Annotated in this window: 10 protein-coding genes; 9 read left to right on the forward strand and 1 reads right to left on the reverse strand. The window is 36.5% G+C overall.

The window, feature by feature from the left end; translation table 11 throughout:
- Positions 1–93 precede the first annotated feature (93 nt).
- On the reverse strand, positions 94–1,980 hold the full coding sequence (locus tag AQ505_RS02020) for a RagB/SusD family nutrient uptake outer membrane protein (protein ID WP_197286278.1): 1,887 nt from the start codon (positions 1,978–1,980) through the stop codon (positions 94–96).
- Positions 1,981–2,162: 182 nt separating this feature from the next.
- Between AQ505_RS02020 and gmd the strand changes: the two genes are divergently transcribed.
- The 9 genes from gmd (at position 2,163) to AQ505_RS02065 (ending at position 13,163) form a co-directional block, all read left to right on the forward strand.
- Positions 2,163–3,284, forward strand: coding sequence for a GDP-mannose 4,6-dehydratase (gene gmd / locus AQ505_RS02025; RefSeq protein ID WP_157262169.1), 1,122 nt, complete (start codon positions 2,163–2,165; stop codon positions 3,282–3,284).
- A 108-nt stretch (positions 3,285–3,392) separates the two neighbouring features.
- A complete protein-coding gene (locus tag AQ505_RS02030) occupies positions 3,393–5,867 on the forward strand; it encodes an SLBB domain-containing protein (RefSeq protein WP_062546645.1) in 2,475 nt (824 codons plus the stop codon).
- A 28-nt stretch (positions 5,868–5,895) separates the two neighbouring features.
- Complete coding sequence (locus tag AQ505_RS02035; protein ID WP_062546646.1) at positions 5,896–6,990, forward strand: lipopolysaccharide biosynthesis protein; 1,095 nt, start codon at positions 5,896–5,898, stop codon at positions 6,988–6,990.
- A gap of 3 nt (positions 6,991–6,993) precedes the next feature.
- Positions 6,994–8,181 carry a UDP-N-acetylglucosamine 4,6-dehydratase gene (locus AQ505_RS02040; RefSeq protein WP_062546647.1) on the forward strand — a complete coding sequence of 396 codons (1,188 nt, stop codon included), beginning with the start codon at positions 6,994–6,996 and terminating at the stop codon, positions 8,179–8,181.
- Positions 8,182–8,187: 6 nt separating this feature from the next.
- The gene (locus AQ505_RS02045; RefSeq protein WP_062546648.1) at positions 8,188–9,336 is read left to right on the forward strand and encodes a LegC family aminotransferase; all 1,149 of its coding nucleotides are present in this window, start codon (positions 8,188–8,190) and stop codon (positions 9,334–9,336) included.
- 3 nt (positions 9,337–9,339) lie between these two features.
- The gene (locus AQ505_RS02050) at positions 9,340–9,981 is read left to right on the forward strand and encodes an acetyltransferase (protein ID WP_062546649.1); all 642 of its coding nucleotides are present in this window, start codon (positions 9,340–9,342) and stop codon (positions 9,979–9,981) included.
- The gene (gene neuB, locus AQ505_RS02055; RefSeq protein ID WP_062546650.1) at positions 9,978–11,003 is read left to right on the forward strand and encodes an N-acetylneuraminate synthase; all 1,026 of its coding nucleotides are present in this window, start codon (positions 9,978–9,980) and stop codon (positions 11,001–11,003) included. Before AQ505_RS02050 ends, neuB begins: the two co-directional genes overlap by 4 nt.
- Positions 11,000–12,118, forward strand: a complete 1,119-nt coding sequence (gene neuC, locus AQ505_RS02060; protein WP_062546651.1) for a UDP-N-acetylglucosamine 2-epimerase — start codon at positions 11,000–11,002, stop codon at positions 12,116–12,118. Before neuB ends, neuC begins: the two co-directional genes overlap by 4 nt.
- Complete coding sequence (locus AQ505_RS02065) at positions 12,108–13,163, forward strand: nucleotidyltransferase family protein (RefSeq protein ID WP_062546652.1); 1,056 nt, start codon at positions 12,108–12,110, stop codon at positions 13,161–13,163. Before neuC ends, AQ505_RS02065 begins: the two co-directional genes overlap by 11 nt.
- Position 13,164: the final 1 nt, after the last annotated feature.

The raw sequence follows: 13,164 nt of genomic DNA on the forward strand, positions 1-13,164 counted from the left end.
TAGAATAGCAATAAGAGATGAACTGGCAAATACAGTTTAAAAAGAAACGCCTATCGGAATACTGAAATCCGACAGGCGCTTTAAATTTCAAGGTTAATAACCTGGATTTTGTGCAATCAGATAATTATATTTTAATTCATCGAAGGGAAAAGGAAGTAACGTTTTATAGGCAGGGATGCCTAAAATGGTTTCTGCTTTTCCAAAACGCTTCAATGCCGAAAAGTATACACCTTCCATGCCCAAGTCTTCTTTATATTCTTCTAATATGAATTTGATGAGTTCTTCTTTGGTGCTTTGGGCAATATTGCTTTTGCCATTTCTTACCCTCACTTTGTTTAGGTAGCTGACTGCAGCTGTCAGATTACCCAATTGCATTTCTACTTCTGCTTGCAGCAGTACGACCTCGGTGGCGCGCATAATAGATGGATATACTCCTTTCTTTGCAATTGCAACAAAGGCAGAGCTGGCGAAAGCAGGTCCTGAATTGGTGTCGTATCCGGCAAGTGTTTCATTGTCTGTAGAATTGACGAATTTGTTTCCTGGCAGGGCTAGTTTGAACAAGCCTGCATTCTCCAATTTGGCTAAATGCTGTTTGGCGGAAGCATACTGGCCAGTCAGTATTTCATACTTGGCTAGCAGAGCAAAGCCTAATGCAGTCATGTTTCCTAAGGTACTCTTCAGCGGGTTAGAGAGGCTTTCCGGTGCCAACAACGCACTCAGGGCAGCCATATTTTCGGTACGAGTCTCTTCTTTAGCTTGTGGCTTTGGGATAGGCTCTAATATCATGTCAAATTTTGGGACTGGTACGTTACCCCAGGTATCGGTCAGTAAGTAATAAACATGCGCGCGTAAAATAGTCATACCTTTTCTCAGCTCCTGGACTTTAGCATTGCTCTGATTTTCGGATTTCTTCATTACTTCGTTTAGGGCAGCAAGTGTTTGGTAAGCTTGTACCCAAAGGTTATATACCTCAAGGTTTTGCACGCCGACACTGTGGTTGTAGAATTGAGTAAAACTAGGGCTTAGGTTTGTATGTGTTTTATTGGGCGCATATAAGGCATCGTAAAGGTCATATTTCTCTATGAACAGCGCATATCTGTTTAGCACCACAGTTGCAAAAGTGATAATTTCTGCTTCATTCAGTTCTGGTACAATCACTGGAACATCAATTGCGCCAATAATGCTTTTGAGGTCGTCCAATACATTCACTTCCTTTCCTAATGTTTTATAGCGGGCAATCAAGTTGGCCTTGATCCTTTCCGGGTCGATACGGGAAGCATAGGATTTGAAAGTGGTTTTGGTGCTTTCATCTAAAGTGCCTGTGTTTTCCAACTGTGTACTGATTTTACTCAGGTATTCTGACAGACTCGCATCTGTATGGACTGGATTATTGAGCATTACTGCCGAGATGGCCATTAGTACTGCTGCATCTTTAGTTCCATCAGTCAGGCTCAATTCGTCTGTTTCCTTAGTCAGGTTTTGTTTGATGTCTAATCCGGCCAATAATTCAGTAGTTGCTTGTTTTTTCGCTGCAGCGAAATCTAACTTGTCAGTTTTAACAAGTTTCACAATCCTATTGCTTTCCAAGTGTGTCAAGAGGTTGACGTTTACCTTTGCAATTTCGCCGATTTTTGCGATGGAAGTCAGGATGATTCTTGAAGTAGACAGTGTGTTTCTTACTTCATCAAAATAGAAACCGTCAATTGAAAACTTCGCATAATCAGAGCTGAGTACGATGTCTTTGAATTCGAAAGCACCCATGTCGTTGGTAGTGGTGGTTTCGTAGGTTTTTCCGGTTGGAGCAAGGTTATTGTCTAATTCTATCAAAGTTACTTTTGAACCTTGTAGAAACGGTCCTTTTTCGACAAAACCAGTTACCTGATGTTTTTTTTGAGGAGTTGGCTCTGGGTTTGGCTCGACTTTGCTTTTGCTGCAGCCTAAAATGAGGAGGGAGAGGATAATCAGTAAATATTTATTCATAATTTTAAAAATATTCGGCGTTTTTTCAAATTTGTACATTTTTTTTACGAGAACAAAATTCTGACAGCTAATGTACTGTCCATTAACGTATGAATTTCTCGACTTCCATTGTCACGAAAGTCTAACAATTCAAATATATTCCTATATATTTGCTATTTAAACCAAGACTATACTAATACTGAATGAAAGTTGCATTAATCACAGGCGTTACAGGACAAGATGGAGCATATCTTGCCGAGTTTTTATTGAAAAAAGGATATTTTGTCCATGGATTGAAAAGACGCTCTTCTTCTTTTAATACGGAACGTATAGACCATTTATACCAGGATCAGCATGAGAAAAATCTGAACTTTAAATTGCATTATGGCGATTTAACGGATTCTACTAATTTGATTAGGATCATTCAGGAGGTTCAGCCAGATGAGATTTATAATCTTGCGGCAATGAGCCATGTGAAAGTAAGTTTTGAAACACCTGAATATACAGCGAATGCCGATGGTATTGGTCCACTAAGATTACTGGAAGCCATCAGAATTTTAGGACTTGTAGAGAAAACTAAGATTTACCAGGCTTCGACCTCTGAATTATATGGATTAGTTCAGGCCGTTCCACAAAGTGAAACCACGCCTTTCTACCCTCGTTCCCCTTATGCAGTCGCAAAAATGTATGGTTATTGGATCACTGTAAATTACAGAGAGGCGTATCACATGTATGCTTGTAACGGGATTTTATTTAACCATGAGAGTCCAGTAAGAGGGGAAACTTTTGTAACACGTAAGATTACACGTGCCGCTTGTAAGATTGCTTTAGGCTTGCAAAGTTGCTTATATCTCGGTAACTTATCTGCTCAGAGAGATTGGGGACATGCGAAAGATTACGTTGAGGCCATGTGGTTGATCCTTCAACAGGAAAAACCTGAAGATTATGTGATCGCAACTGGCGTGACGACTACCGTTCGTGATTTTGTGAAAATGAGTTTTGCAGAGTTGGGAATAGAGGTCGAATTTAGCGGAAAAGATCAGTATGAACGCGGTGTGATCATTGATGTTGATCAGGATGTTATAAAAAAATTAGGATTAAACGACGAATTTTTAAAACCGGGTACGGTTGTTGTTCAGGTGGACGAAAAATACTTCAGACCAACAGAGGTTGATTTGCTGTTAGGAGATCCAACAAAGGCGAATACGCAATTGGGATGGATCCCGAAATATGATTTACCTGCATTGGTTCAGGATATGGTTCAGTCAGATCTTCATTTGATGAAGAAAGATGAATACCTGAAGCAAGGGGGTTTAAGACCTTGAATTATTTTGAATAGAATATAAAATTACAATATAATATTAAAGGGGGCGGCTTCCGCTCCTTAGTAAAAGTTCTGAGATGATCGGAACGGGGGCCACAAATTTTACTATATGAACGTTAGAAATATCTTTACCGCTGTTCTTTTTTTTGTTACGGTGTTAGTTGCACAAAGTGCGTTTTCGCAAACTAATTATGCGGATGTTAAGGTTGATGATTTGACTGATGCACAGATTAGACAGATGATTCAACGTGCCGAATCGGTTGGGTATAGTGAAGCTCAATTAGAGCAAATGGCCGCTGCACAAGGAATGAAGCCAGCTGAAGCTCAAAAATTACGTGCCAGAGTGGATAAATTAAAAGGTGCTTCTGGAGCCACAGTTACTGATGAATCTACTGATAGGCAGGCAGATATCAATACCAGTAAAATAACTAAAAACAAGAGTGTGCCTAGCACGAAAACTACAAAAGTAGATTTGGATGCTGGACCGAAAATATTTGGAGCAGAACTGTTTGCAAATAGCAGTATTTCCTTTGAGCCTAATTTAAGAATGGCTACCCCTAAAAATTATGTAATTGGTCCCGATGATGAGTTGTTAATCGATTTGAGTGGAGACAATGAGGCCAGCTATAAGTTAAAGGTAAATCCGGAGGGAGTTATTACCTTACAGTATGTAGGCCCTGTTGCTGTTGGCGGCTTATCAATTGAGCAAGCAAGTTCAAAAATTAGAGCTAAAATGGCTGGAACCTATCCAGCTCTGAGAAGTGGAAGAACTAATCTTTCACTTAACCTTGGAAATATTAGAAGTATTAAAATTACCTTATTAGGTGAGGTGGTTAAACCAGGTTCCTATACATTGTCTTCTCTATCTACAGTATTCAATGCCTTAAATGCATCTGGAGGACCTAATTTTAACGGTTCCTTCCGTCAAATACAAGTAATTAGAGGGAATAAGGTGATTTCAACTATTGATGTGTATGACTTTTTATTAAATGGGATCCAAAAAAATAACATCAGATTACAAGACCAGGATGTAATTAATATTCCAGTTTATCAAAGTCGTGTGGAGATGTCAGGAGAAGTAAAACGCCCTGCTCTATTTGAGGTACTGAGTAATGAAAGTCTAGAAGATGTGATCAGATTTGCTGGTGGTTTCTCTAATAAAGCCTATACTGCGCAGATCAAAGTATTACAAAACACGAATAAGGAACGTAAGATTACCGATGTAAGGGCAGAACAGTTTGCTACTTATGGCCCATTAAATGGGGATAAATATATTGTAGAAGGCATTCTTGATCGTTTTGAAAACAGAGTCGAAATTGCTGGAGCTGTTTTTCGTCCTGGACAGTTTGAATTGGATAAAGGATTAACCTTAAAAGGATTAATTGCTAAAGCAGATGGAATTACTGAAGACGCATTCTTGAATAGAGGATATATCTCCCGGTTGAACCCAGATAATAGTCTTTCTTTAATATCATTTGATTTAGGTAAACTAATGGACGGTACTCAAGACGACCTACCATTATTTAGAGAAGATAAAGTAACCATTTCATCAATTTTTGCCTTACGAGATGAGTATAAGGTGACTATCCAAGGTGAAGTGAGAGCCCCAGGCGTATTTGATTATGCAGATAATATGAAGCTGGAAGATGTGATTCAAATGGCAGGAGGTTTTAAAGAAGGTGCTACTCCAAACCGTATTGAGATCTCCAGAAGGATAAAGAATAGCGATGCAATGTCTGCTTCCGCATTAACGGCTGAAGTTTTTAATCTAAGTGTGGATCCGAATCTTAAGATCGTAGATACAGATTTCGTATTAAAGCCTTTTGATGTGGTTTCAATTCGAAGTTCAGAAGGGTATCAGATTCAGAAGCAGGTGAAATTAGAGGGAGAAGTTTTGTATCCTGGTACTTATACTATTATGCAAAAAAATGAAAGGATATCTGATATCATTAAGAGAGCTGGTGGTTTAACCCATACTGCTTATCCTGATGGTGCCTCGCTGAAAAGACCAGGTGCAGAGAAAGTAAATTCTAATGATAAAAATGCGATTAACAACAAGGAAGAAGACGATAAGAAATTATTAAACTTGAAACGTGCCCAGGAAGTGGGTACAAAGGATACTATTAAAACTGATATTGAACAGAAATTAATTCAATCAGATTTAGTGGGAATTGATTTAATGCAAATCTTGAAGAAGCCTCAGTCAAGATATGATTTAATCGTGGAGGATGGGGATATTATCCGTGTACCTAGGCAGTTGCAAATTGTTAAAGTTACTGGAGAAGTACTTAATCCTAATGGAATTGTTTACTTGCCAAGCAAAAATTTCAAACAATATATTAATGGTGCCGGAGGCTTTACAGCTTATGCCCATAAAAAAGGTGCTTATATTAAATATGCTAATGGTTCAGTAGAGGCAGCAAGGAAGTTTTTATTTTTTAATAACTATCCGAAAGTGAAACCTGGGGCAGAGATTTTGGTGCCAAAAAAGGCAGAACGTGAAAGAATGACTGCACAAAGTTGGATAGGATTGGGCACTGCTCTAGCTTCTATGGGGGCCATAATTGTATCATTACTAAGATAAAATTTATTTTACCACGTTTTTAACAGAAATGGATTCAAAAAATATAAATCAAGATTTACCTCCGTCTGATGAAATGTCATTAAAAGAACTTGTTCTAAAAATTATAGAATGGTGGCGTTTCCTATTGTCCAAGTGGATAATAATACTAATTTTAGGGATTATTGGGGGAACATTAGGGTTCTATTATGCCAAGTCAAAAAAAAAATCATATACAGCAGTGACTACTTTTGTATTACAGGAGGAAGGTTCTGGAAATGGGATGGGTTCTTTAGCAAGCATTGCCTCAATAGCTGGTGTTGACATCGGAGGAGGAGGAGGGGGGATTTTTCAAGGAGATAATATTATCGAATTGTATAAATCTAGAACCATGATTGAAAAGACTTTGTTGACCAAGGTTAATTTTAATGGTAAGGATCAACTTTTGTTAGATCATTATATAGATTTCAATAAACTGAGAGATATCTGGGCAGATAACCCGGATTTAAAAAAGCTCAAGTTTTCGACAGATGGAACAACTCTCCCCGTAAAGGACTTACGTCTTAGGGATAGTGTGTTGGGGACTATAGTTGCTGATATTAATACAAACTACCTTATAGTTGGTAAGCTTGATAAAAAATTAAGCCTTATTAAGGCTGAAGTTAAAGCAACGGACGAGTATTTTGCCAAAGTTTTTAATGAACAAATTGTGAAAAATGTAAATGATTTTTACACTCAAACAAAGACAAAGAAGACACAAGATAATATAACGATACTACAGCATAAGACTGATTCTGTTCGCTCGGTGATGAATGGGGCGATCTATGCAGCGGCCGTAGTTGCCGATGCAACACCTAATCTTAACCCAGTTCGTCAAGTTCAAAGAGCCGCGCCAATTCAGCGTTCCCAGTTCTCGGCGGAAACAAATAAAGCAATGTTAAGTACTTTGGTGCAAAACCTTGAAATGTCTAAGATGTCATTATTAAAAGAAACACCATTAATTCAAGTTATTGACATACCTGTGTATCCTTTGGCAATGGAGCGCCCAAGTAAATTAAAGGGAATAATAATTGGAGGTTTTATAAGTGTTGTTTTGTGCTGTCTTTATTTAGTTGTAAAGAGATTTTTTAAAATTATTTTAAGTTAAAGGATGAATATTTTAAAATTAATAGGTCGAAAAAATGAGCTATTTGAAGTTGATATAAAGAATTATACTGAACAATTATATCAAGCTGTCTCTAAATCAAGTTTCCTAGTTATCGGTGGAGCTGGGTCTATAGGCCAGGCGGTGGTCAAAGAAATTTTTAGGAGAAGCCCCTTGAAGTTACATGTTGTTGATATTAGTGAGAACAATATGGTAGAATTGGTTCGTGATATTAGAAGTTCTTTCGGATATATAGATGGAGATTTTCAGACGTTTGCGCTAGATATTGGTTCGATTGAATATGATGCATTTATTGAGGCAGATGGAAAGTATGATTATGTATTAAATCTTTCCGCATTGAAACATGTAAGGAGTGAAAAGGATCCTTTTACATTAATGAGGATGATTGATGTAAATATTTTTAATACCATAAAGACCATTAATCAAGCGATTAGTAAAGGAAGTAAGAAATATTTTTGTGTTTCTACTGATAAGGCAGCTAATCCTGTGAATATGATGGGTGCATCAAAAAGGATTATGGAGATGTTTTTAATGCGAAAAAGTGAAGAAATTAGTATTTCAACTGCACGTTTTGCAAATGTTGCATTTTCAGATGGGTCATTATTATACGGATTTAATCAACGAATTCAAAAATTACAACCTATTGTAGCTCCAAACGATATTAAAAGATATTTTGTCATCCCGAAAGAATCGGGTGAACTTTGCTTGATGTCCTGTATTTTTGGTGAAAATAGAGACGTGTTTTTTCCAAAATTAAGTGAGGAGCTACATTTAGTTACTTTCGCTGCCATTGCTGAAAAATACTTAGAAGAATTGGGGTATGAATCCCACCTTTGCGAAACTGAAGATGAAGCACGATCATTGATGAACTTATTACCTCCAGCGCACAAATGGCCATGCCTTTTCACCGCAAGTGATACTACAGGTGAAAAAGATTTTGAAGAATTTTTTACCGATAATGAAGTTCTGGATATGGAAAGGTTTCAAAATTTAGGTGTCATCAAAAATGAGGCTAATTATGATGATGAGAAATTGGATTTTTTCAGCTCCTCTATCTCTGCACTTAAATCAAATAGAAAATGGGATAAGGAAGATATTGTGAGACTTTTTCATACAATGATTCCAGATTTCGGACATAAAGAAACAGGAAAGTACTTAGATGCCAAAATGTAAATCCCAATGGTAGAAAAATTTCAAAAAACAGTTGACTTTGTTAAAAGTCAGTATCCGGATAAAAATTTTATTGCACTTCATGAACCAGCTTTCTTTGGGAATGAGCGTAATTATGTATTGGATGCTATAGATTCTACATTTGTCTCTTCTGTTGGAGCTTATGTGAACCGATTTGAAGAAATGATGGCTGAACTCACAGGAGCCAAATATGCGATTGCAATAGTAAATGGTACAAATGCTTTACATATAGGTTTAGTCCTTGCAGGAGTAAAATCTAATGAAGAGGTTCTGTCTCAGGCATTGACATTTATAGCTACAGCAAATGCCATCAGCTATATCAATGCTATCCCTGTTTTTGTTGATGTAGATCAGGAGACTTTAGGAATGTCTCCTCAGTCTTTAAGAGATTTCTTAGTTCATCATGCCGAAAAAAGAGCGGATGGGGTTTATAATAAAACTAGCGGTAGAAGAATTGCTGCTTGTGTGCCTATGCATACTTTTGGTTTGCCATGTAAAATAGACGAAATAGCTGCGATATGTGAGGAATGGGGTATCTTTTTAGTGGAGGATGCTGCTGAATCTTTAGGTAGTTATTATAAAGATAAACATACAGGTGTATTTGGAAAGATAGGTGTATTCAGCTTTAATGGAAATAAGACTGTAACCTGTGGTGGTGGTGGCGCGTTAATTACTGATGATGAAGAAATTGCTAAAAGAGCTAAGCATTTAACCACCCAAGCTAAAGTACCGCATAAATGGGAATTTGTCCATGACGAAATTGGTTATAACTACAGAATGCCAAATCTTAACGCAGCGTTAGCATGTGCACAATTGGAACAACTTCCTTTGTTTATTGAGAACAAAAGAGTACTTGCAGAGAGATATCTTGATTTTTTTAGCAAGATGGGCATTCAATTTATGCATGAACCGCAAAGCTCAAGATCTAATTATTGGCTAAATGCTTTAATAATGGACGATCTAGAAGAAAGGAATGCTCTTTTAACGTTTACAAATGATAATGGTGTAATGACCCGACCAGTATGGGAGCTCATGAATAGATTGCCTATGTTTAAGCATTGCCAGACAGATGGGTTAGAGAATAGCATATGGTTAGCAGATCGAATTGTTAATATTCCTAGTGGATTTAGACCATAATTTATGAAAAGGAAAAAATTGATTTTAATTGGAGGTGGTGGTCATTGTAAATCATGCATTGACGTGATCGAACAAAATAATCAATTTGATATTATGGGCATTTTAGATCATGAAAATTTATTTGGAACTGATGTTCTAGGCTATAAAGTTATCGGATCGGATATAGATATCCCTAAATACGTGAATCTTTCCTATTCCTTTATGATTGCTGTTGGACAGATCAGATCTTCCACTGTTCGACAAAGGGTATTTAATGAATTATCAAAATATAATGCTGATATAGCGACAATTGTCTCCCCAAGAGCATATGTGTCAAAACATGCCGTAATAGGGCGAGGTACAATAATTATGCATAATGTAATCGTAAACTCCAGTGCTATTGTTGGTGCTAACTGTATCTTAAATACTGGGTCCAATATTGAGCATGATACAGTAATTGGTAATCATAGCCATATCTCTACTTTTGCCGTAATTAATGGAGATTGTAAAATAGGGGAAGGTGTTTTTATTGGCAGTAATGCCACAATTTCTAATAATATTCATCTTGGGAACAATATTGTAATTGGAACTGGATCAGTTGTAGTAAAAAATATAAAAGCCCAAGGGGTTTATGTAGGAAATCCTGCATTAAAATTAAAAATATGAAGTCAACAATTATTATTGCAGAGGCAGGAGTAAACCATAATGGCGTTTTGGATAATGCAATTAAACTTGTTGACGTTGCTGTAGCAGCAGGAGTTGATTATGTGAAATTTCAGACTTTTAAAGCAGATAAGCTAGTTTCGAATAAGGCTAAAAAGGCTGATTATCAAGTAGAGAATACAGCCGATAAGGTCGAATCTCAGCTTGATATGCTCAAGAAGCTTGAGCTTTCTAAAGAAGATCATGAAGTTATAATTGCATACTGCAAATCTAAAGATATCAAATTTTTCTCTACGGCTTTCGACTTGGAATCATTAGATTATCTTGCATCAATAGGTTTAGATATGGTTAAAATTCCATCTGGAGAAATTACTAATCTTCCCTATTTGAGAAAAGCAGCAATGTTATTTTCTAAGGTGATTCTTTCTACTGGTATGGCTACTATGAAAGAGATAAAAGCTGCACTTGATGTTTTTACCTATCATGGAATTGAACTATCAAGTATTTCAATATTACATTGTAATACCGAGTATCCAACACCGATGCATGATGTGAACTTAACAGCAATGCTACATATTGGAAGTACTTTTCATACAACTATTGGTTATTCAGATCATACCCTAGGTATTGAAGTTCCAATCGCAGCAGTTGCTTTAGGGGCTAAAATCATAGAAAAACACTATACCTTGGATCGCAGTATGCCTGGACCTGACCATGCGGCTTCACTTGAACCATTTGAATTAAAGGCGATGGTAAGTGCCATAAGAAATATAGAAAGCGCAATTTCGGGGTCTGGACAAAAAGAACCATCAGCCTCAGAGATGAAAAATATTAGTATAGCTAGAAAAAGTCTTCATTTGGCTGTTGATAAAAAAAGCGGTGAAACCTTAAGTGCTGAGGATTTGATGATGCTAAGACCTGGTGATGGTATTTCACCAATGCAGATGGATGAATTCCTTGGGAGGGTGCTAAGTCAAAATTTAGAAGCCGGACATAAACTGTCATTAACAGACTTTAAGGTATGAGGATAGGTGTTTTAACGAGCTCAAGAGCCGATTTCGGGATTTACCTTCCGCTATTAAAGGCATTAAAGAGTGATGTTTTTTTTGAATTGAAAATTATTGTTTTTGGGACACATCTATCTTCTTTCCATGGGGAAACGGTAAACCAAATTATAAATGAAGGGTTTGAAGTAAATTTTAGGATAGAGTCATTGCTTTTAAATGATAGCGCTGAATCTATTTCTACAGCGATTGGGTTGACTACTATTAAATTCGGTAATTTCTGGGAAACACACCGTTCTGAATTTGATCTTGTATTTTGTTTAGGAGATCGATACGAAATGTTTGCTGCAGTTACTGCAGGAATAGCTTTCAATATTCCTTTTGCCCATTTACATGGAGGAGAGACCACACTTGGTGCTATAGACAATGTTTTCCGACATGCAATTACTTTAGCTTCAAAATATCATTTTGTTTCAACTGAAGCTTATGCACAAAGAGTAAAAGAGGTAACAGGTTCGAATGAAAATATTTACTACGTTGGGGCATTGAGTTTGGATAATTTAAAAGGACTGAATCTTTTGACAATCGAACAGTTTCGAGAGAAATGGAACATTGACTTGTCAAACAAGACTGTGTTAGTAACCTTTCATCCTGAAACTATTATGGCTGAGGAGAATATTCACCATACCGAACAGTTGGTAAAAGTTATTCTTGAGCATCCTGATTTCCAATATTTGATTACCATGCCTAATGCAGACACTAGCGGGAATGCAATAAGAAAGATCCTCGAGAATAAATTAAGCGCTCTTGAATATGTATATTTAATTGAAAACTTAGGCTCTCAAAGTTATTTTACTGCAATGAAGTATTGTAGCTTCCTATTGGGGAACACTTCCAGTGGAATCATTGAAGCAGCTTCTTTTGGAAAGTACGTAATTAATTTAGGAGATCGCCAAAAAGGCCGTGCCTCTGGTGGGAATGTAATACATGTTCCTATAGATCATCTAGCCATACGAAATGTGATAAATACATTATCAATAGATACTTCTTTTAAAGGAGGTAACATTTATTTCAAGGACAATACTGCGGAGCAGATTATAGAAAAATTGAAGCAAATCGAATATTATGCAAGGTAATAACCAACATATTGTTAATGAAAATCAGCAAGCGCGAGTAGCATTAAAGGCTATTGACGTACTTGAAGAATATGCTAGTCGAACGTTATTTGTTATAAATGATGAAAATAGGTTAGTGGGCTCATTAACTGATGGAGATATCCGTAGAGGGCTACTAAATGGTCTGGAGATTTCAGAGCCCATTGAAGTCTTTATGAATACTCAGTTTAAGTTTCTAAAACAATCTGAAAATAATCTAATTTTGATTAAGGAGTATGGCAATGCAGGTATTAACTTAATTCCTCTATTAGATGATAATTTTCAATTATTAGAGATTCTAGATTTAAAAAAAACACGGACTAAACTGCCAGTAATTGCCTTAATCATGGCGGGTGGAAGAGGAGAACGCTTGCGGCCTTTAACTGAAGTGACGCCAAAACCAATGTTAAAAGTAGGTGGAAAGCCTATTATTGAACATAATATTGATAGATTAATTAATTATGGAATAAAGGACATTTATATTAGTGTCAAATATCTTAAGGAACAAATAATTGCTCATTTCGGAAATGGTGAATCGAAAGGAGTTAATATTTCTTATATTGAAGAAGACGAAGCTTTAGGGACAATTGGTGCGTTAGGCTTTATTGATGAAGATCAATACGATGATATACTCGTTATGAATTCTGATTTACTGACTAATATAGATTTTGAAGATTTTTATAACTTCTATAAGGAGAATGATGCAAATATGGCACTCGCAAGTGTTCCGTATCATGTAAACATTCCTTACGCTGTTTTACAAACAACGGGTCATCTTATCTCTTCTTTTTCTGAAAAACCAAGCTATACTTATTACTCTAACGGTGGTATCTATTTAATGAAGTTAGCCCTAAAGCACTTTTTTGAGAAAGGAGCTTTTTTCAATGCTACGGACCTTATGGATAAAGTAATTGCTAATAATGATACGAGTTTAATTCATTATCCTTTACTGGGTTACTGGTTGGATATTGGTAAACATCAAGATTTTTTGAAAGCCCAGGAAGATATAAAACATATTAATTTTTAGC

Source organism: Pedobacter sp. PACM 27299, assembly GCF_001412655.1.
GTDB lineage: Bacteria > Bacteroidota > Bacteroidia > Sphingobacteriales > Sphingobacteriaceae > Pedobacter.